The organism is Pseudomonas sp. TE3552 (assembly GCF_056278945.1).
This window is the reverse complement of the sequence record NZ_JBWBQJ010000001.1, coordinates 3580400-3599682: the sequence shown is the minus strand read 5'-3', so window position 1 is coordinate 3599682 and position 19283 is coordinate 3580400. Positions and strand designations below refer to the sequence as shown.

The 19283-nt window shown below is 60.4% G+C and carries 20 protein-coding genes and 1 pseudogene; 19 read left to right on the top strand and 2 right to left on the bottom strand.

Annotated elements, in window-relative coordinates; all coding sequences use genetic code 11:
* Positions 1 to 25: 25 nt before the first annotated feature.
* The 14 genes and pseudogenes from flhA (at position 26) to ACZ9BB_RS16095 (ending at position 14346) form a co-directional block, all read left to right on the top strand.
* On the top strand, positions 26 to 2155 hold the full coding sequence (flhA, locus tag ACZ9BB_RS16160; RefSeq protein WP_476214597.1) for a flagellar biosynthesis protein FlhA: 2130 nt from the start codon (positions 26 to 28) through the stop codon (positions 2153 to 2155).
* 11 nt (positions 2156 to 2166) lie between these two features.
* Entirely contained in the window at positions 2167 to 3492 is a 1326-nt protein-coding gene (gene flhF / locus ACZ9BB_RS16155) for a flagellar biosynthesis protein FlhF (protein WP_476214596.1), read from the top strand.
* Positions 3493 to 3609: 117 nt separating this feature from the next.
* Entirely contained in the window at positions 3610 to 4440 is an 831-nt protein-coding gene (gene fleN, locus ACZ9BB_RS16150; RefSeq protein ID WP_003222917.1) for a flagellar synthesis regulator FleN, read from the top strand.
* Entirely contained in the window at positions 4437 to 5177 is a 741-nt protein-coding gene (gene fliA / locus ACZ9BB_RS16145; RefSeq protein ID WP_018925059.1) for an RNA polymerase sigma factor FliA, read from the top strand. Before fleN ends, fliA begins: the two co-directional genes overlap by 4 nt.
* 167 nt (positions 5178 to 5344) lie before the next feature.
* On the top strand, positions 5345 to 5716 hold the full coding sequence (locus ACZ9BB_RS16140; RefSeq protein ID WP_167331167.1) for a chemotaxis response regulator CheY: 372 nt from the start codon (positions 5345 to 5347) through the stop codon (positions 5714 to 5716).
* 21 nt (positions 5717 to 5737) lie between these two features.
* On the top strand, positions 5738 to 6526 hold the full coding sequence (locus ACZ9BB_RS16135) for a protein phosphatase CheZ (RefSeq protein WP_476214595.1): 789 nt from the start codon (positions 5738 to 5740) through the stop codon (positions 6524 to 6526).
* A gap of 37 nt (positions 6527 to 6563) precedes the next feature.
* A complete protein-coding gene (locus tag ACZ9BB_RS16130) occupies positions 6564 to 8822 on the top strand; it encodes a chemotaxis protein CheA (protein WP_476214594.1) in 2259 nt (752 codons plus the stop codon).
* A gap of 49 nt (positions 8823 to 8871) precedes the next feature.
* Positions 8872 to 10003: pseudogene (locus tag ACZ9BB_RS16125) on the top strand (protein-glutamate methylesterase/protein-glutamine glutaminase).
* A complete protein-coding gene (locus ACZ9BB_RS16120) occupies positions 10003 to 10743 on the top strand; it encodes a flagellar motor protein (protein ID WP_007938659.1) in 741 nt (246 codons plus the stop codon). Before ACZ9BB_RS16125 ends, ACZ9BB_RS16120 begins: the two are co-directional and overlap by 1 nt.
* A 12-nt stretch (positions 10744 to 10755) precedes the next feature.
* A complete protein-coding gene (gene motD, locus ACZ9BB_RS16115; protein WP_370695253.1) occupies positions 10756 to 11652 on the top strand; it encodes a flagellar motor protein MotD in 897 nt (298 codons plus the stop codon).
* 43 nt (positions 11653 to 11695) lie between these two features.
* Positions 11696 to 12484 carry a ParA family protein gene (locus tag ACZ9BB_RS16110; protein WP_007938661.1) on the top strand — a complete coding sequence of 263 codons (789 nt, stop codon included), beginning with the start codon at positions 11696 to 11698 and terminating at the stop codon, positions 12482 to 12484.
* Between the two features lie 30 nt (positions 12485 to 12514).
* On the top strand, positions 12515 to 13393 hold the full coding sequence (locus tag ACZ9BB_RS16105) for a CheW domain-containing protein (RefSeq protein WP_476214593.1): 879 nt from the start codon (positions 12515 to 12517) through the stop codon (positions 13391 to 13393).
* 74 nt (positions 13394 to 13467) lie between these two features.
* Positions 13468 to 13953 carry a chemotaxis protein CheW gene (locus ACZ9BB_RS16100; protein ID WP_007938663.1) on the top strand — a complete coding sequence of 162 codons (486 nt, stop codon included), beginning with the start codon at positions 13468 to 13470 and terminating at the stop codon, positions 13951 to 13953.
* On the top strand, positions 13954 to 14346 hold the full coding sequence (locus tag ACZ9BB_RS16095) for a DUF2802 domain-containing protein (RefSeq protein WP_476214592.1): 393 nt from the start codon (positions 13954 to 13956) through the stop codon (positions 14344 to 14346).
* A gap of 73 nt (positions 14347 to 14419) precedes the next feature.
* Here the strand turns inward: ACZ9BB_RS16095 and ACZ9BB_RS16090 are convergent, their stop codons facing one another.
* Together ACZ9BB_RS16090 and fliK are read right to left on the bottom strand one after the other, a co-directional pair.
* Complete coding sequence (locus ACZ9BB_RS16090; RefSeq protein ID WP_476214591.1) at positions 14420 to 14749, bottom strand: EscU/YscU/HrcU family type III secretion system export apparatus switch protein; 330 nt, start codon at positions 14747 to 14749, stop codon at positions 14420 to 14422.
* The gene (gene fliK / locus ACZ9BB_RS16085) at positions 14746 to 16320 is read right to left on the bottom strand and encodes a flagellar hook-length control protein FliK (protein WP_476214590.1); all 1575 of its coding nucleotides are present in this window, start codon (positions 16318 to 16320) and stop codon (positions 14746 to 14748) included. The genes ACZ9BB_RS16090 and fliK overlap by 4 nt, the downstream gene beginning before the upstream one ends.
* A 198-nt stretch (positions 16321 to 16518) precedes the next feature.
* On the opposite strand from fliK, the gene ccmA reads away from it, so the two are divergent.
* The 5 genes from ccmA (at position 16519) to ccmE (ending at position 19280) form a co-directional block, all read left to right on the top strand.
* On the top strand, positions 16519 to 17154 hold the full coding sequence (gene ccmA / locus ACZ9BB_RS16080; protein WP_476214589.1) for a cytochrome c biogenesis heme-transporting ATPase CcmA: 636 nt from the start codon (positions 16519 to 16521) through the stop codon (positions 17152 to 17154).
* Entirely contained in the window at positions 17151 to 17819 is a 669-nt protein-coding gene (gene ccmB, locus ACZ9BB_RS16075) for a heme exporter protein CcmB (protein WP_476214588.1), read from the top strand. Before ccmA ends, ccmB begins: the two co-directional genes overlap by 4 nt.
* Before the next feature lie 80 nt (positions 17820 to 17899).
* Entirely contained in the window at positions 17900 to 18655 is a 756-nt protein-coding gene (locus ACZ9BB_RS16070) for a heme ABC transporter permease (protein ID WP_476214587.1), read from the top strand.
* Positions 18652 to 18828 carry a heme exporter protein CcmD gene (ccmD, locus tag ACZ9BB_RS16065; RefSeq protein WP_123360189.1) on the top strand — a complete coding sequence of 59 codons (177 nt, stop codon included), beginning with the start codon at positions 18652 to 18654 and terminating at the stop codon, positions 18826 to 18828. Before ACZ9BB_RS16070 ends, ccmD begins: the two co-directional genes overlap by 4 nt.
* Positions 18825 to 19280 (top strand): cytochrome c maturation protein CcmE, encoded by a 456-nt coding sequence (gene ccmE / locus ACZ9BB_RS16060; RefSeq protein WP_476214586.1) that lies wholly within the window; start codon positions 18825 to 18827, stop codon positions 19278 to 19280. Before ccmD ends, ccmE begins: the two co-directional genes overlap by 4 nt.
* The last annotated feature ends 3 nt before the right edge of the window (positions 19281 to 19283 follow it).

Below are 19283 nucleotides of genomic sequence, written 5' to 3'. Positions count from 1 at the left end.
TGCTTTAAAGGAACGGGGAAAACCGGTGGATCGCTCTCAGTTAATCAACACTGCACGCACAAACGTTGCCGACCTCAGTCGGGGCAATCTGGGTGTGCCGCTGTTGCTGCTGGTCATGCTGGCCATGATGATGTTGCCGGTGCCGCCGTTCCTGCTGGACGTGTTTTTCACCTTCAACATTGCCTTGTCGATTGTTGTGTTGCTGGTCTGCGTGTACGCCTTGCGGCCGCTGGATTTCGCCGTGTTCCCGACCATTTTGCTGGTGGCGACGTTGTTGCGACTGGCGCTGAACGTGGCTTCCACTCGGGTGGTGATGCTCCACGGTCAGGACGGCCATGCCGCCGCCGGTAAGGTGATTCAGGCATTCGGTGAGGTGGTGATCGGCGGTAACTACGTGGTTGGTATCGTGGTGTTCGCGATTCTGATGATCATCAACTTCGTCGTAGTGACCAAGGGTGCCGGGCGGATTTCCGAGGTGAGCGCGCGTTTCACCCTCGACGCAATGCCGGGCAAACAAATGGCCATCGACGCCGACTTGAACGCCGGCCTGATCGACCAGAACCAGGCGAAACTGCGCCGGATGGAAGTGGCCCAGGAGGCCGAGTTCTACGGGTCCATGGACGGTGCCAGCAAGTTCGTGCGCGGTGACGCCATCGCCGGCCTGCTGATTCTGTTCATCAACCTGATCGGCGGCATGGCGGTCGGCATCTTCCAGCACGGCATGAGCTTTGGCGATGCCGGTCGGGTTTACGCCTTGCTGACCATCGGTGACGGTTTGGTGGCGCAATTGCCATCACTGCTGTTGTCGACCGCTGCCGCGATCATGGTGACCCGTGCTTCCGGCTCGGAAGACATGGGCAAACAGATCAATCGCCAGATGTTCGCTTCGCCCAAAGCCTTGGCGGTGGCCGCTGGCTTGATGGCGGTGATGGGCCTGGTGCCCGGCATGCCGCATGTATCCTTTCTGTCCATGGCGGCCCTGGCGGCCGGTGGCGCTTACCTGTTCTGGAAGAAGCAGAACGCGGTCAAGGTTCAGGCCTTGCAAGAGGTCAAGCGTCAGCAGGAACTGCTGCCATCGCCGGCCCGGGCTCAGGAAACCAAGGAGCTTGGCTGGGATGACGTGACCCCGATCGACATGATCGGCCTGGAAGTCGGCTACCGCCTGATTCCGCTGGTGGACCGCAACCAGGGTGGACAGTTGCTGGCGCGGATCAAGGGCGTGCGTAAAAAACTTTCCCAGGACCTGGGCTTCCTGATGCCGACAGTGCATATCCGCGACAACCTCGACCTGGCGCCAAGCGCCTACCGCCTGACATTGATGGGGGTGATCCTGGCCGAGGCCGAGATCTACCCGGACCGCGAACTGGCGATCAACCCGGGGCAGGTCTACGGCACGCTCAACGGTATCACCGCCAAAGATCCGGCTTTTGGTCTGGAGGCAGTCTGGATCGAAATCAGCCAGCGCGCGCAGGCGCAATCGCTCGGTTACACCGTGGTCGATGCCAGTACGGTAGTGGCGACCCACTTGAACCAGATTCTGTACAAGCACTCCAGCGAGCTGATTGGCCACGAAGAAGTCCAGCAACTCATGCAATTGCTGGCCAAAAGCTCACCGAAACTGGCCGAAGAGCTGGTGCCGGGGGTGGTTTCGCTGTCGCAACTGCTCAAAGTCTTGCAGGCGTTGCTGGCCGAACAGGTGCCGGTACGGGACATTCGCAGCATCGCCGAAGCCATCGCGAACAACGCCGCCAAGAGTCAAGATACTGCCGCTTTGGTGGCCGCGGTGCGCGTCGGCGTATCCCGTGCAATCGTGCAAAGCATTGTAGGCACTGAGTCGGAGCTGCCTGTGATCACCTTGGAACCAAGGTTGGAACAAATATTGCTCAATAGTCTTCAGAAGGCAGGACAAGGCTCGGAAGAGGGCGTTCTGCTGGAGCCAAGCATGGCGGAAAAACTGCAACGCTCGTTGATCGATGCGGCGCAGCGTCAGGAAATGCAAGGTCAGCCGGTGATTCTGCTGGTGGCCGGTCCGGTTCGCGCGATGCTCTCGCGATTCGGTCGGCTGGCAGTACCGGGTTTGCATGTGTTGGCTTACCAGGAAATTCCTGACAACAAGCAAGTGACCATTGTTGCGACAGTAGGGCCCAACGGCTGAGGTAGTGGTTTATGCAAGTTAAGCGTTTTTTCGCCGCCGATATGCGTCAGGCCATGAAGCTGGTTCGTGATGAGCTGGGCGCTGATGCCGCCATCATTGGCAATCGCCGGATCGCCGGCGGTGTCGAGTTGACGGCTGCCCTGGATTACAAACTGTCGGCGCTGGCCCCGCGTGTTCCGAACATGGAGCTCGAGGACGAGCTGCGCAAGACTCAATCGCGGATCGTCACCGCCCAGGCCGAACTGAGCCTGCGTAGCGATGGCGAGAGCGACGCCATCACCAATCGCCAGTTGTTCGCCGGCCTGCCGTTGACCGCCGCCGAGCCGTTGATCGAACCGACGCTGGCCGAGCCTCGGCGCCCGGCATCCGCGCCTGTCGCAGCGACCGGGGTTGACCCGCGTGCATTCGACTCGATGCGCTTCGAACTCAACGGTCTGCGTGAGCTGCTGGAAGTACAACTTGGCTCGCTGGCCTGGAGTCAGCTGCAAGGCAGCCGTCCGGAGCAGGCCAACCTCTGGCGTCGCCTGCAACGCATCGGCCTGTCTGGCCCGTTGTCTCGTGATTTGCTGGCGTTGATTACCGACATTGAAGAACCTCGTCAGGCCTGGCGCATGTTGCTCGCGCACCTGGCGCGGATGATCGCCACCCCGGAAGTCGAACCGCTGGAAGAGGGCGGCGTGATTGCCATGGTCGGCCCGGCCGGCATGGGCAAGACCACCACGCTGGCCAAGCTTGCGGCCCGTTACGTGCTCAAGTACGGCGCGCAGAACATCGCGCTGGTGAGCATGGACAGCTATCGCATCGGCGCCCAGGAACAGCTCAAGACCCTGGGCCGGATCCTCAATGTGTCGGTCACCCATGTCGACCCGGGCCAATCGTTGGTGCAGGCGCTGGAGCCCTTGCTGCGCAAACGCGTGGTGCTGATCGATACCGCCGGCCTTCAGGCCAGCGACCCGGCACTGCGCATGCAGCTCGAAAGCCTGGCCGGACGGGGCATCAAATCAAAAAATTATCTGGTCTTGGCAACCACCAGCCAGAAACAGGTTCTAACCGCCGCTTATCACAGTTACAAACGTTGCGGCCTCGCCGGCTGCATCCTGACTAAACTGGATGAAACGGCAAGTCTGGGCGAGGTGTTGAGCCTGGCTATCAGCCATGAGTTGCCGGTGGCTTACCTGACCGATGGTCCGCGGATTCCCGATGATTTGCATCTGCCGCGTCGTCATCAGTTGGTCAGCCGCGCCGTCAGCGTACAAATGCAGGAAGAACCCAGCGAAGAAGCCATGGCTGATATGTTCGCTGACCTTTACCACAGTCCGACCAAGCGGGTTGGCTGAGGTATTTAATGAACGGTTTTTGTACCTACATCGATGGTCTGCCACGCATTGTTCCATTGGTGAACGCGCAGCCAGTAATGTGGCCTCCGTCTAAGTAAGACAAGGTAAAGAAATAACATGGGCAGCATGCATCCCGTACAGGTGATCGCGGTGACCGGCGGCAAAGGTGGCGTCGGGAAGACTAACGTGTCAGTGAACTTGTCCCTGGCTCTAGCTGAGCTCGGCCGGCGCGTCATGCTGCTGGATGCCGACCTGGGACTGGCGAACGTCGACGTCCTGCTGGGACTGACACCCAAACGCACCCTGGCCGACGTGATCGAAGGCCGTTGTGAGCTGCGCGACGTGCTGTTGCAAGGGCCAGGCGGTATCCGCATCGTCCCGGCCGCCTCCGGCACCCAGAGCATGGTGCATTTGAGCCCGGCCCAGCACGCCGGCCTGATCCAGGCGTTCAGCGACATCGGCGACAACCTCGACGTATTGGTGATCGACACCGCTGCGGGCATTGGTGACTCGGTAGTCAGCTTCGTGCGCGCTGCGCAAGAAGTCTTGCTGGTGGTGTGTGACGAGCCGACCTCGATCACCGACGCCTACGCGCTGATCAAACTGCTTAACCGCGACTACGGCATGAACCGCTTCCGCGTCCTGGCCAACATGGCGCAAAGCCCGCAGGAAGGCCGCAACCTGTTCGCCAAGTTGACCAAGGTCACCGACCGTTTCCTCGACGTTGCCTTACAGTACGTCGGTGCCGTGCCTTACGACGAAAGCGTGCGCAAGGCCGTGCAGAAGCAGCGTGCCGTCTACGAAGCCTTTCCGCGTTCCAAGTGCGCCCTGGCGTTCAAGGCCATTGCGCAGAAAGTCGATACCTGGCCGCTGCCGGCCAACCCGCGTGGGCACCTGGAGTTTTTCGTCGAGCGCCTCGTGCAACAAACGGCAGGACCCGTGTTATGACAGCCAGCGGTTACAACCTCTACAAGCAGTCGGCACGTGACGCGCAGTACGAGCTGATCGAGCGTTACGCGCCACTGGTCAAGCGCATTGCCTACCACTTGCTGGCGCGTCTGCCGGCCAGTGTCCAGGTCGAAGACCTGATCCAGGCCGGGATGATCGGCCTGCTTGAAGTATCAACCAAATACGACGCCAGCAAAGGCGCGAGTTTCGAGACGTACGCGGGCATACGAATCCGCGGCGCGATGCTTGATGAAGTGCGCAAGGGGGATTGGGCGCCACGTTCGGTCCACCGCAATACCCGCATGGTCAGCGACGCGATTCGCTCGATTGAAGCTAAAACCGGCCGTGACGCTAAAGATCACGAAGTTGCGGCCGAACTCCAATTGAGTCTCGACGATTATTACGGAATTTTGAACGACACCCTGGGCAGCCGGTTATTCAGTTTCGACGATCTGTTGCAGGACGGCGAACACGAAGGGCTGCATGAGGATGGCGCGAGTGCTCATCTCGAGCCGTCACGCGATCTGGAAGATGAACGCTTCCAGGCGGCGCTGGCGGACGCGATTGCCAATTTGCCGGAGCGTGAGCGACTGGTGTTGGCGCTGTACTACGACGAAGAGTTGAATCTCAAGGAAATCGGTGAGGTCCTGGGGGTCAGCGAATCGCGGGTCAGCCAGTTACACAGCCAGTGCGCGGCCCGTTTGCGGGGGCGTTTGGGGGAGTGGCGAGCGCGCTGAAGGCAGTGTGGGGACACTGCGAATGGAGCTGGTGTGGTGTTGAACCGTACCGGTCTCGATCTGTTGTGCTCCAGACAGTCATTGAGTGCTTTGCCGGATTGATTGAAATGGCGCGTCCAGGTGCTGGGCGCGTTTAAGACTGCTTGGAGGTCGAATTGGACAAGAACATGAAAATCCTCATCGTTGATGACTTCTCAACGATGCGGCGGATCATAAAAAACCTGTTGCGTGACCTTGGGTTCACCAACACCGCCGAGGCCGATGACGGGTTGACCGGGTTGCCGATGCTGCAAAGCGGTAACTTCGATTTTCTGGTTACCGACTGGAACATGCCCGGGATGACCGGCATCGACCTGCTTCGTGCGGTGCGCGCCGATGAAAGGCTCAAGCATCTGCCGGTGCTGATGGTGACCGCTGAAGCCAAGCGCGAGCAGATTATCGAAGCGGCCCAGGCCGGTGTTAACGGCTATGTGGTCAAGCCCTTCACGGCCCAGGCGTTGAAAGAAAAAATCGAGAAGATTTTCGAACGCATTGGCTGATGTACTGCGCACGGGGGAGCTATGGAGCATAACGAATCTTCACAGGGCGATTTCGAGTCGACCCTGAAAAAACACGCGGTCGAACTGGTCGACAGCCTTGAAAAAGGCAGGTTCGGCGACGCTGTGCAACTGATCCATGAGCTCAACCAGACCCGTGACCGCGGCCTGTATCAGGAAGTGGGCAAGCTCACCCGCGAGCTGCATAGCGCGATCGTCAATTTCCAGATTGACCCGCACATGCCGCAAGCCGAGGAAGTGTCTCAGATCACGGATGCCACCGAGCGCCTGTCCTATGTGGTCAAGCTGACCGAGGCCGCGGCCAACCGCACCATGGACCTGGTGGAAAACGCCACGCCGCTGATCAACAGCCTGAGCGACGAAGCCCAGGTGTTGAGCGCGGATTGGGGGCGGTTCATGCGTCGCGAAGTCGGGGCTGAAGAGTTCCGCGAGTTGGCCCGGCGGGTCGACGGTTTCCTGACACGCAGCAGTGAAGACAACCGCGTCGTGTCGAGCAACCTCAACGACATTCTGCTGGCCCAGGATTACCAGGACCTCACCGGTCAGGTGATCAAGCGTGTGACCCAACTGGTCACCGAAGTTGAAAGCAACCTGCTCAAGCTCGTACTCATGGCCAGTCACGTAGACCGCTTTGCGGGTATCGAACATGACCGTGAGGCGATGCTGGCTGAAAAAGATCCACAAAAACATCTCTCTCAGGGTGAAGGTCCGCAGATTCATGCCGATAAAAGAGAAGACGTTGTGTCCGGTCAGGACGATGTGGACGATTTGTTATCCAGTCTTGGATTTTAGTTTTCTGGGTTTTTAGACCTGTAGGAGCACCCCCTTAATGAGCTTCGGCGCCGATGAAGAGATCCTTCAGGATTTCCTGGTTGAGGCCGGCGAGATTCTAGAGCAACTGTCCGAGCAGCTGGTCGAGCTGGAAAGCCGACCCGATGATGCGGACTTGCTCAATGCAATTTTTCGCGGTTTTCACACTGTAAAAGGGGGCGCCGGCTTCCTCCAGCTCAACGAGCTGGTGGAGTGCTGTCACATCGCCGAGAACGTGTTCGACATCCTGCGCAAGGGTGAGCGTCGCGTCGACTCGGAACTGATGGACGTGGTTCTCGAAGCGCTGGACGCGGTGAACAGCATGTTCAGCGAAGTCCGCGAACGCAGCCCGATCACGGCTGCCACGCCTGAATTGCTCGCGGCGCTGGCTCGTCTGGCCGAGCCGCAAACGGCTGATGAAGCCACACCGGCGCCGGTCGCTGAAGTGGTTGAAGCGCCGGTCGCTGAAAGCGAATCGGGTGACATTACCGATAACGAATTCGAACAACTGCTGGACTCGCTGAACGCCGTCAAGGCCCAGGCCGAGGCGCCCGTAGCGGCTGCTCAACCTGCTTCGCTGCCTGCCACCGATGCGGCCGCCAGTGACGAAATCACCGATGCCGAGTTCGAGTCGTTGCTCGATCAACTGCACGGCAAAGGCCAGTTCGCCGCCGATGCAGTGGCAGCGACGCCTGCTGCACCGGCCGCCCCGAAAGCGGCAGGCGACAGCTCCGATATCACCGACGACGAGTTCGAAGCACTGCTCGATCAGTTGCACGGCAAAGGCAACTTTGCGGTCGACGCACTGGAATCGGCGATTGCTTCGGTCCCGGCGCCGGCAGCGCCAACCGCCGCTGCGGCTGGCAGCGACCTGATCTCCGATCATGAATTCGAATCGCTGCTCGACGAATTGCATGGCAAGGGCAAGTTCACTGAAGTGGGCACTGCTTCTGCTGTTGCTTCGGTGGCGACTCCGGTTGCCAAGGCGCCAGCACCTGTGGCCAAAGCACCCGAGCCAAAAGCCGAAGCGCCGAAACCTGCTGCCGCCGCAGCGCCGGCTCCTGCTCGTGCCCCGGCCGCGCCGCCGGCGGAAAAACCGACCAGCGAAGCCGAGACCACCGTGCGGGTCGACACCGCGCGTCTCGACGAAATCATGAACATGGTCGGCGAGCTGGTACTGGTGCGTAACCGCCTGGTCCGTCTGGGCCTCAACAGCGGCGACGAAGCCATGTCCAAGGCCGTGTCGAACCTCGACGTGGTCACGGCCGACCTGCAAACCGCGGTCATGAAGACCCGGATGCAACCGATCAAGAAAGTATTCGGGCGCTTCCCGCGCCTGGTTCGCGACCTGGCTCGCCAGCTCAAGAAAGAGATCAACCTGGAGCTGGTCGGCGAAGAAACCGACCTCGACAAGAACCTCGTCGAGGCCCTGGCCGACCCATTGGTCCACTTGGTGCGCAACTCGGTCGACCACGGTATCGAAGAGCCGGCCGATCGCGAAGCGATGGGCAAGCCTCGCAGCGGCAAAGTGATCCTGTCCGCTGAACAGGAAGGCGACCACATCCTGCTGTCCATCTCCGATGACGGCAAGGGCATGGATGCCGATGTTCTACGCGGTATCGCCGTGAAGAAAGGCCTGATGGACAAGGATGCGGCGGACCGTCTCAGCGAGTCGGATTGCTTCAACCTGATCTTCGCGCCGGGCTTCTCGACCAAGACCGAGATCTCCGACGTGTCCGGTCGTGGCGTGGGCATGGACGTGGTGAAAACCAAGATCGCCCAGCTCAACGGCACCATCAATATCTACTCGACCAAGGGCAAGGGCTCGAAGATCGTCATCAAGGTCCCGTTGACCCTGGCGATCATGCCGACCCTGATGGTCATGCTCGGCAATCAGGCGTTCGCGTTCCCGCTGGTGAACGTCAACGAGATCTTCCACCTCGACCTGTCGCGCACCAACGTGGTGGATGGCCAGGAAGTGGTGATCGTGCGGGACAAGGCGCTGCCATTGTTCTATCTCAAGCGCTGGCTGGTCAGCTCTGCCGCTCACGAAGAGCAGCGCGAAGGCCATGTTGTGATCCTTTCGGTGGGCACTCAGCGAATCGGCTTCGTCGTCGATCAACTGGTGGGCCAGGAAGAAGTGGTCATCAAGCCATTGGGCAAAATGCTCCAGGGAACCCCGGGCATGTCCGGCGCCACCATCACCGGTGACGGCCGCATTGCACTGATTCTCGATGTTCCGAGCATGCTCAAGCGTTACGCCGCACGGCGTATTTGATTCTGGGGGCGCGGGGCGACTGAGCCTCGCCCCGTCTAACGGAGTGTTTATGGCAGTCAAAGTCCTGGTGGTGGACGATTCGGGGTTTTTCCGCCGCCGCGTCTCGGAAATTCTTGCAGCGGATACAAATATCCAGGTCGTCGGTACGGCGACCAACGGAAAAGAGGCGATCGATCAGGCCCTGGCCCTCAAGCCAGACGTGATCACCATGGACTACGAGATGCCGATGATGGATGGCATCACCGCAGTGCGGCACATCATGCAGCGCTGCCCGACCCCGGTGTTGATGTTCTCCTCGCTGACCCACGAAGGCGCCCGGGTCACCCTCGACGCGCTGGACGCCGGCGCGGTGGATTTCCTGCCGAAGAATTTCGAAGACATCTCGCGTAACCCGGAGAAGGTCAAGCAACTGCTGTGCGAGAAGATTCTCAGCATCTCGCGCAGCAACCGTCGCGCCAGCACTTACAGCGCCCCGGCCCCAGTGGCTGCGCCAGCCCCGACGCCTGCGCCTTCGGGCGTCAGTAGCTACGGCAGCAGCGCGCCTGCGCGTCCGGCACCGGCACCGATTCCGGTTCGCACCCACTCAGCAACGCCGTCGTCTCCGGCGCCGAAACGCAAAGCCTACAAACTGGTCGCCATCGGTACCTCTACTGGCGGCCCGGTTGCGCTACAACGAGTGCTGACGCAGTTGCCAGGCAATTTCCCGGCACCGATTGTATTGATCCAGCACATGCCGGCGGCCTTCACCAAGGCCTTCGCCGAGCGTCTGGACAAGCTGTGCCGCATCAGTGTCAAGGAAGCCGAGGATGGCGACATCCTGCGTCCGGGCCTGGCGTTGTTGGCGCCGGGGTGGCAAGCAAATGATGATCGACGGCCGTGGCGCGGTGAAAATCCTGCCGGGCGACGAGCGTCTGAACTACAAGCCGTGCGTGGACATCACCTTCGGTTCTGCGGCCAAGTCCTACGGCGACAAAGTTCTGGCGGTGGTGTTGACCGGTATGGGCGCCGACGGTCGCGAAGGCGCGCGTCTGCTCAAGCAGGGCGGCAGTGCGATCTGGGCTCAGGATGAAGCGAGCTGCGTGATCTACGGTATGCCCATGGCCATCGTCAAAGCCGAACTCGCGGACGCGGTGTACAGCCTCGACGACATCGGTCGGCACCTGGTTGAGGCTTGCATCTGATGGATGTGCTCAGCCTTATCGGGATCATCATGGCGTTCGTCGCCATCATTGGCGGTAACTACCTTGAAGGCGGTCACCTCGGCGCGCTGGCCAATGGTCCGGCGGCGTTGATCGTACTCGGTGGGACCATCGGTGCGGCATTGCTGCAATCGCCGATGAGCGCTTTCAAGCGTGCCATGCAGATTCTCGCCTGGATCCTGTTTCCACCGCGCGTGGATCTGGCCGGCGGCATCGATCGTGTAGTGAACTGGAGCCTGACCGCTCGCAAGGAAGGTTTGCTCGGTCTGGAAGGGGTGGCCGACGCCGAACCCGACAGCTACTCGCGCAAAGGCCTGCAACTGTTGGTGGACGGTGCCGAGCCGGAAGCGATTCGCAGCATCCTGGAAGTGGATTTCTACACCCAGGAAAGCCGCGACATCGAAGCCGCCAAAGTCTTTGAAAGCATGGGCGGCTACGCGCCGACCATCGGCATCATCGGTGCGGTGATGGGCCTGATCCACGTCATGGGCAACCTGGCCGATCCGTCGCAACTGGGCAGCGGCATTGCCGTCGCGTTCGTCGCCACCATCTACGGCGTGGCCAGTGCCAACCTGGTGCTGCTGCCGATTGCCGCCAAGCTCAAGTCCATCGCATTGCGCCAGTCGCGTTATCGCGAAATGTTGCTCGAAGGCATTCTGTCGATCGCCGAAGGTGAAAACCCTCGCTCTATTGAGTTGAAGCTTCAGGGCTTCATGGATTGATGGGGGAAATGGATTATGGCTCGTCGTCGGCAACCTGAAGAACACGTCAATCACGAACGCTGGCTCGTTTCCTACGCCGACTTCATTACCTTGCTGTTCGCGTTCTTCGTGGTGATGTACTCGATTTCTTCGATCAACGAAGGCAAGTACAAGATCATTTCCGAGGCGCTGATCGGGGTGTTTACCGACTCCGACCGCGCCCTCAAGCCGATCCCCATCGGTGAAGAGCGACCGAAGACCGTGACCCCGGCCAAACCACTGGTCAAGGACAGCGAACAGATCGACGCCGGCATCGCCCAGGCCGCCAATGATCCGCTCAAAAGCATTGCCGATGATATCAGCGCGGCGTTTGGCGACTTGATCAGCTCCAACCAGATGACTGTGCGCGGCAACGAGTTGTGGGTCGAGATCGAGCTCAATTCCAGCCTGTTGTTCGGTAGCGGCGATGCCATGCCCAGCGACATTGCCTTCAACATCATCGATAAGGTCGCGGCGATCCTGAGGCCGTTCGACAACCCGATCCACGTCGAAGGCTTCACCGACGATCAACCGATCCGCACCGCGCAATACCCGACCAACTGGGAGCTGTCCTCGGCCCGTTCGGCGAGCATCGTGCGCATGCTGGCGATGCAGGGCGTGAACCCTGGTCGTCTGGCGTCGGTGGGGTATGGCGAGTTCCAGCCGGTGGCCAATAACGCCACCGCCGAAGGCCGGGCGCGTAACCGTCGGGTGGTGCTGGTGGTATCACGAAATCTCGATGTACGCCGCAGTCTCACCGGTACCGGTACCGCTCATGCACAACCGGATGCCGCGTTGAAGCGGGCTGGCACACAAACTGCACCGACCCCGGTCAAGTCGCCGGGACGAGAGAGTGCCGTCAATTCTCCGTCACCCGCATTAATACGTTGAGCTATTTCTCGGTCGACCTTTTCGACCGGGAGGAACAATCCGAATGAGAGTCTGGGCAGTCGCCAATCAAAAGGGTGGTGTCGGTAAAACCACTTCCTCCATCGCTTTAGCCGGATTGCTGGCAGAGGCGGGCAAGCGCGTGGTTGTGGTCGATCTCGATCCCCACGGCTCCATGACCAGCTACTTCGGTTACGACCCCGACAGCCTGGAACACAGCAGTTACGACCTGTTTCTGCACAAGGGCAGCGTGCCGCAAGGCCTGCCCGGTCAGTTGCTGATGCCCACCAGTGACGAACGTATTTCCCTGTTGCCATCGAGTACCGCGCTCGCCACCCTCGAGCGCCAGTCGCCGGGCCAGAGTGGTTTGGGCCTGGTGATCGCCAAGAGCCTGGCGCAGTTGTGGCAGGACTTCGATTACGCCGTGATCGACAGCCCGCCGTTGCTCGGCGTGCTGATGGTCAATGCCTTGGCGGCCAGCCAGCAGTTGGTGATCCCGGTGCAGACCGAGCATTTGGCCGTCAAAGGCCTGGAACGCATGGTCAACACCCTGGCGATGATCAACCGCTCGCGCAAACTGGCGCTGCCGTTCAACATTGTGCCGACCCTGTTCGACCGTCGCACCCAGGCGTCCCTCGGAACCCTTCGGGTGCTGCGCGACAAATACCCGGAAGAAATCTGGCAAGGCTACATCCCGATCGACACCCGCTTGCGTGACGCGAGCCGGGCAGGGCTGACGCCTTCGCAATTCGACGGCAAGAGCCGTGGCGTTCTTGCTTATCGCGCACTGCTCAAGCATCTGCTGGCGCAGCAACTTGTTCCGCAGGTGGCGTGAGATGAACCCAATTTCTACGGTGATGTTCCGATGAATCGGCCGGTGAAGATCACCTCGCGTCCGCAACTGGCCCTGCAGTCCTATCTGGACGGTTTGCTGCGGGATGCGACCGAAGAGTTGCCGCCAGCAATCGAGGCACTGCCCGAGGTTGTTGAGGCTGAAGCTGTGCTGGATGAGTTCCAGGCTGCGGTGCTTGAAGAGCAGGCCCGTGATGCGCTGAAACCGGCAGTGAACGTGGCAGCCGTCGCGGCACCCGTCGTTGCGCCAGTGGTGAAAGCTCCGGTGGCCGTGCTCGAAGCGCCGGCACCGATTCTGGCGTCCGTGTCGACGATTGCCCCGCTGCTGCAAGCGTTGGTGCCGCCGGTGGTGGAAGTTCATCTGCCGCCGAGCAACACACCGCCTCCGGTGGAAAACGACGGTCGTCCGGCATGGGCGGCCGAGCCGTTCGAATGCCTGTTGTTCGACGTCGCCGGGTTGACCCTGGCGGTGCCGCTGGTGTGCCTGGGTTCGATTTATTCCCTGGCCGGTCACGAGCTGACGCCGCTGTTCGGTCAGCCGGAATGGTTCCTCGGGATCCTGCCGAGCCAGGCCGGCAACCTGAAAGTGCTGGATACCGCACGCTGGGTCATGCCGGACCGCTACCGCGATGATTTCCGCCAGGGCCTGCAATACGTTATTTCGGTTCAGGGCTACGAATGGGGGCTGGCAGTGCATCAGGTCAGCCGCTCGTTGCGCCTGGACCCGAATGAAATCAAATGGAGAAGTCACCGGGGTCAGCGGCCATGGCTCGCCGGCACGGTGATTGAACATATGTGCGCCTTGCTCGATGTCGCCGCACTGGCCGAATTGATCGCCAGCGGCGGGGCTAAGCACATGGGCGGCAGTAAGCCGAACCACAAACCGACATAAAAAACACGCATCGGCATTCAAGTGCCGGCGCACTGAATACACACCGCTAGGGCGGTTTTTCGAGGGGTCAGGGTATGAATGACAAGGCGACGGCGGCAAAAGGTTCCGAAGATCCGATCCTGCAATGGGTCACCTTCAAGCTGGACAATGAAACCTACGGCATCAACGTGATGCGCGTTCAGGAAGTCTTGCGCTACACCGAAATCGCCCCGGTGCCGGGTGCCCCGAGCTATGTACTGGGCATCATCAACCTGCGCGGCAATGTGGTCACCGTGATCGACACCCGCCAGCGTTTCGGCCTGGGCACGGTCGACGTCAGCGACAACACCCGTATCGTCATCATCGAAGCCGACAAGCAAGTGGTCGGGATCATGGTCGACAGCGTGGCTGAAGTGGTTTACCTGCGTCAGTCGGAAATCGAGACCGCACCGAACGTCGGTAACGAAGAGTCCGCCAAGTTCATTCAAGGCGTGTGCAACAAGAACAACGAATTGCTGATCCTGGTCGAACTCGACAAGATGATGAGCGAAGAAGAATGGTCGGAACTGGAGAGTATCTGATTGATTCTTGAGGTGGCTGTCATTGTCCTGTTCCTCTTCTGGGCAGGCACGCTGGCGATGTTCCTGGCGTACATCCGCGCTCAAAGGCAGATCGCCGCGCAACAGGCCCAGGGCGATGCGCTGCGCGATCAGCGCATCAAGGACCTGGCCAAACGCGTCGACGACTACCAGAACGGCAACGTGCGCATGGGTGAAGACCTGCACGAACTGCGCGCGGTGGTCGGGCCGTTACCGGACAAACTGGCGCAGTTGGAGCAACGTGATCCATCGAGCCTTTCATTCGCCCAGGCAGCACGCCTGGTGGGGATGGGCGCGAGCGTCAGTGAACTGACACAGTCCTGCGGCTTGACCCAGGCTGAGGCGGAGTTGATGAGCAAGTTGCACAGAAGCTGAGAAGATCAAAAGATCGCAGCCTCGTTTCACTCGGCAGAGTGAAACGAGGCTGCGATCTTTTGCATTCAACACATCAATAATCGTCTCCGCGATCAGTCACATCCTTCTCCACCCTCGACACCTGCGGATCATGCCCCTCGGGAAACTTACCCTTCAAATTCCACGCAAACGCAATAATCTCCGCAATCGTGCGATACAACTCTTGTGGAATGCTGTCCCCCAATTCCATCCGCGCCAACAGTTTCACCAACTCGGCGTTTTCGTAGATCGGCACTTCGTAATCCCGGGCGATCCGCAGAATTTCTTCGGCCAGCTCCTCGTCACCTTTGGCCGTGAGGGTAGGGGTGTGGCTGCCGTCGTATTTGAGGGCGATGGCCTGGCGCGGTGTGGTGGATTCGTTCATGCGGTTTCGTCGACCCAGCGTTGTTCGAGGCGGGTTTGAGGGCCTTGGGGCGGTGTGCCGAGGTGGCAATCCAGATCGCCGACGTTCAGGCCTGACGCCAGCAGGCGTTCGCGCAGCCCGGCCAGATTGCTTTCGATCAGGCTTGCGGTGTACGGGCGCTCGGCCCATAGCTGGCTGGAGAGGCTGCCTTTGATCAACTGCGCCTGAATCTGCAATGGCCCCAGCGGTTCCATGTTGAATGCCAGCTCAACGCGCCACAGCTGTTGCCGGGGTTCGTGTTCGTCGCGGCGTTCGTGCGGTTGTTCTTTCTCGGGCGCTTCTTCGCGCTGGAATTTGACCTGCAACGGCACGATGTCCTGAAGGTTGCGCATCGGGATTTCCAGTTGCCAGGTGCTGAGCAACCGCCCGTCGTCGGTGACGCCGGTCTGTTCCAGGCTCGACAGTTGATGGCTTTGCAGGCGCGAGACGGCTGCCGCGGCCAAACGCAGCAAGTGCTCTAGGTCACCTTCGCCGTCCTGGCTTTGCAGCAGGCGTTCGGGGATCGGGAAACTGGTCGGCTGCGGTTTGGCGCTGACTTGTCCCAGCATGCCCAGAGCATTTCGCACAAACCCCGGCAGCGCTTGCGCCAGTGTATTGGCGGCGATGATCGCATTGAGATTGGTGTTGGCCGGCAGGCCTGGTGTCAGTTGCGCGATCAGTTTGAGCAGGTCGCCTTTCAGGTCAGGCGTCTGCGTCGGGTTTTGTCCGGTCAGCAGTTTCGCCTCGAGGAACAGGCCGCTGTTGGCCAGCGCCTGGGCCAGGCCTTTGGGCGTACTCATTTGTTGAGCGTCCGGCAGGCCGGCGAGCAATTTGTCCACGGCGGTGCGCAGGTCGCTGGAGGTCTGATCCGATGGCGGCAGGTTTTGCAGGACTTTGATCAAGCCATCCAGCGAACCCTGGCGACTTTGTTGGCTGACCAATTGTTGCGTCACCGCCAACTGTTCCTGGCGGCTGCTCAACGGGACGAATTTCAGTGTCTGGGTGTCCTGCACCAAGGCGCTGAGCAACGTACCGATGCGCAGTGGCGTCGGGCTGTCGATGCTCAGCGTGCTGCCGCTCAACGCGGTGTTGAGCAGGCTCACCATCGAGCGAAATACCGTCGGCTGGCCCGGCACCTGTGGCATCACCTGGGCGGTCAGTACTTTGCCTTGCAGCAAGGTGCCGACCGGCAGTTGCGCCGTGTCGATGCGGGTCAGGGTCGCGACGCTGGTGGCGATGGCCTGTTGCACCGTGACCGCCAGGTTGCCCGCCGATGGCTGGGTGATTGCCAGGCTGGTGCCTTGGGGCAACGGCTGAGTACTGGTGGCCTGGACCGTGGTCTGGCGGCCGCTGTCGAGGGTGACCTTGAGCAACAGTTGAAAGGTCTGATCCGTCTGCTTGAGCGACAACACTTCAGCCTTGGCGGTCTGACCGGCAGTCAGCAGTCCCTCCATCGGCGTCAGCAGCTTGAGCAGCTCGCCACTGACCACCAACGGACGCGACATCGCAGGCGTGGTCGGCGGCAGCGGGAGGATGTTCATTTCGCCTGTCATATGCGGTCACAACCTGTGGAAATTGCGCTCTTTAGAGTCGGGCATGGCATGTATAATGCCGCCCCGTTGTATCCGGAGCGCTAAAAATATTGCAATTGTTTGACGCAGCTCTCTAGTACGGGCCGCCAATGCATCTATTCTGCATCTCTTTAGCGGCCGTTCCGCTGCCGACTTGAACCGCAAAAGGCCCGTGATCTCTTGACCAGTCCTGTCCTGCAAACCGTTGCCCTCGCCTGTGAGCGAGACCTTCGGCTGCTCTTCGAAAATCTCGAATTGAGACTGGCCAGTGGCGAAATGTTGCAGATCAGCGGTCCCAACGGCAGCGGCAAGACCAGCCTCTTACGTTTGCTTTGCGGCTTGATGCACCCGACTGCCGGGCAGGTGCTGCTCAACGGCCAGCCACTGAACGAACAGCGCAGCGAACTGGCGCGCAACCTGTTGTGGATCGGCCATGCCGCCGGCATCAAGGACTTGCTGACCCCCGAGGAAAACCTCAGTTGGCTTTGCGCCTTGCATCAACCGGCTTCCCATGAAGCGATCTGGCAGGCACTGGCGGCTGTGGGGCTGCGCGGTTTCGAAGATGTTCCCTGCCATACCCTGTCTGCCGGCCAGCAACGTCGCGTGGCATTGGCGCGGTTGTATCTGGACAGCCCGCCGCTGTGGATCCTCGACGAGCCGTTCACTGCGCTCGACAAACAAGGCGTGGCGCAACTCGAAGAACACCTGGCCACGCACTGCGAGCGAGGTGGCATGGTGGTTCTGACTACTCACCACACGCTGACCCGGATGCCGGCCGGCTATCGTGACATCGATTTGGGGAATTGGGCCGTATGAGTGTTTTCGGCCTGCTGGTCGCCCGCGAGGCACGTTTGCTGTTCCGCCGTCCCGCCGAATTGGCGAATCCGTTGGTGTTCTTTGCCATCGTCGTCTCTTTGTTCCCATTGGCGGTCGGTCCCGAGACTCAATTGTTGCAAACCTTGTCTCCGGGACTGGTCTGGGTGGCGGCGCTTTTATCGGTTTTGCTCTCGCTGGACGGGCTTTTCCGCAGTGATTTCGAAGACGGATCCCTTGAACAGTGGGTCCTTTCGCCGCACCCCCTGGCTCTTCTGGTGCTGGCCAAAGTACTGGCACACTGGGCCTTTTCCGGCCTGGCACTGGTTTTGCTCGCTCCACTGCTGGCGTTGATGCTCGGTTTGCCTGCCGCCTGTCTGCCGGTGTTGCTGCTTTCTTTATTGCTGGGTACACCGGTACTAAGCCTGCTCGGTGCGGTGGGCGCAGCGCTGACGGTTGGATTGAAGCGTGGTGGCCTGTTACTGGCGCTGCTGATTCTACCGCTGTACATCCCGGTGTTGATTCTTGGCAGTGGCGCCTTGCAGGCGGCATTGCAAGGCATGCCGGCGACCGGTTATCTCTTGTGGCTTGGTAGCCTGACCGCCCTGGCGATAACCCTGACACCTTTTGCAATAGCTGCTGGCCTGAAGATCAGCGTCGGCGAATAATGAGGTCTGGTTATTTTTTAACCAGCAAAGACCCTTTGGCTGCTTGGTGATGACGAGCAGCAACCGTGATGGAAACAGCAATGAACTGGACCTGGTTTCATAAGCTCGGCTCGCCCAAGTGGTTTTACGGCATCAGCGGCAAACTGCTGCCATGGCTGAGTGTCGCGGCGTTGCTGCTGATCAGCATCGGCGTGGTTTGGGGGCTGGCCTTCGCGCCGCCGGACTACCAGCAAGGCAACAGCTTTCGCATCATCTATATCCATGTTCCGGCGGCGATGCTGGCACAGTCCATCTACGTGATGCTGGCGGTGTGCGGCGTCGTTGGGCTGGTGTGGAAAATGAAGCTGGCCGACGTGGCCCTGCAATGCGCGGCCCCCATCGGTGCCTGGATGACCGCCGTGGCGCTGGTCACCGGTGCGATCTGGGGCAAACCGACCTGGGGTTCGTGGTGGGTATGGGATGCGCGACTTACGTCCATGCTGATTCTGCTGTTTCTGTACTTCGGTCTTATTGCGCTGGGCAACGCCATCAGCAATCGTGACAGTGCGGCCAAGGCTTGCGCGGTGCTGGCGATCGTCGGCGTGATCAACATCCCGATCATCAAATACTCGGTGGAGTGGTGGAACACCCTGCACCAGGGCTCGACATTCACCCTCACCGAAAAACCGGCGATGCCCGCCGAAATGTGGCTGCCACTGCTGCTGACGGCGCTGGGTTTCTACTGTTTCTTCGGCGCCGTGCTGTTACTGCGCATGCGCCTTGAAGTGCTCAAGCGCGAAGCCCGGGCGAGCTGGGTGAAAACCGAAGTGCAGAACAGTCTGGAGGTCGCTCGATGAGTTTCGCGTCATTCGGCGACTTTCTCGCCATGGGCCATCACGGCCTGTATGTCTGGTCAGCCTATGGCATTAGCCTGGCGGTGCTGGCCCTCAACGTGGCGGTGCCGATCCTGGCCCGCAAGCGGTATCTGCAACAGGAGGCGCGTCGTCTGCGCCGGGAGAACGGCAAGTGAATCCGCTGCGTAAAAAGCGTCTTATCATCATTCTCGCGATCCTGGTCGGTGTCGGCGCTGCCGTTGGCCTGGCCTTGAGTGCCCTGCAGCAGAACATCAATCTGTTTTACACACCGACCCAGATCGCCAACGGCGAAGCGCCGCAAGACACGCGCATCCGTGCGGGCGGCATGGTCGAGAAAGGTTCGCTGCAACGTTCCGGCGATTCCCTGGACGTGAAATTCGTCGTTACCGACTTCAACAAATCCGTGACCATCAGCTATCGCGGCATCCTGCCGGACCTGTTCCGCGAAGGGCAGGGCATCGTCGCCCTCGGCAAGCTCAACGCTGACGGTGTGGTGGTGGCTGACGAAGTGCTGGCCAAGCACGACGAGAAGTACATGCCGCCGGAAGTGACCAAGGCGCTGAAAGACAGTGGTCAATCCGCCCCAACACCCGCGAAGGAGGGTTGATCC

Excerpts from the sequence above, each read along its gene's own strand:
- flhF (WP_476214596.1), top strand. The coding sequence starts at position 2,167 with ATGCAAGTTAAGCGTTTTTTCGCCGCCGATATGCGTCAGGCCATGAAG.
- fleN (WP_003222917.1), top strand. The coding sequence starts at position 3,610 with ATGGGCAGCATGCATCCCGTACAGGTGATCGCGGTGACCGGCGGCAAA.
- fliA (WP_018925059.1), top strand. The coding sequence starts at position 4,437 with ATGACAGCCAGCGGTTACAACCTCTACAAGCAGTCGGCACGTGACGCG.
- ACZ9BB_RS16140 (WP_167331167.1), top strand. The coding sequence starts at position 5,345 with ATGAAAATCCTCATCGTTGATGACTTCTCAACGATGCGGCGGATCATA.
- ACZ9BB_RS16135 (WP_476214595.1), top strand. The coding sequence starts at position 5,738 with ATGGAGCATAACGAATCTTCACAGGGCGATTTCGAGTCGACCCTGAAA.
- ACZ9BB_RS16130 (WP_476214594.1), top strand. The coding sequence starts at position 6,564 with ATGAGCTTCGGCGCCGATGAAGAGATCCTTCAGGATTTCCTGGTTGAG.
- ACZ9BB_RS16120 (WP_007938659.1), top strand. The coding sequence starts at position 10,003 with ATGGATGTGCTCAGCCTTATCGGGATCATCATGGCGTTCGTCGCCATC.
- ACZ9BB_RS16110 (WP_007938661.1), top strand. The coding sequence starts at position 11,696 with ATGAGAGTCTGGGCAGTCGCCAATCAAAAGGGTGGTGTCGGTAAAACC.
- ACZ9BB_RS16105 (WP_476214593.1), top strand. The coding sequence starts at position 12,515 with ATGAATCGGCCGGTGAAGATCACCTCGCGTCCGCAACTGGCCCTGCAG.
- ACZ9BB_RS16100 (WP_007938663.1), top strand. The coding sequence starts at position 13,468 with ATGAATGACAAGGCGACGGCGGCAAAAGGTTCCGAAGATCCGATCCTG.
- ACZ9BB_RS16090 (WP_476214591.1), bottom strand. The coding sequence starts at position 14,749 with ATGAACGAATCCACCACACCGCGCCAGGCCATCGCCCTCAAATACGAC.
- fliK (WP_476214590.1), bottom strand. The coding sequence starts at position 16,320 with ATGACAGGCGAAATGAACATCCTCCCGCTGCCGCCGACCACGCCTGCG.
- ccmB (WP_476214588.1), top strand. The coding sequence starts at position 17,151 with ATGAGTGTTTTCGGCCTGCTGGTCGCCCGCGAGGCACGTTTGCTGTTC.
- ACZ9BB_RS16070 (WP_476214587.1), top strand. The coding sequence starts at position 17,900 with ATGAACTGGACCTGGTTTCATAAGCTCGGCTCGCCCAAGTGGTTTTAC.
- ccmD (WP_123360189.1), top strand. The coding sequence starts at position 18,652 with ATGAGTTTCGCGTCATTCGGCGACTTTCTCGCCATGGGCCATCACGGC.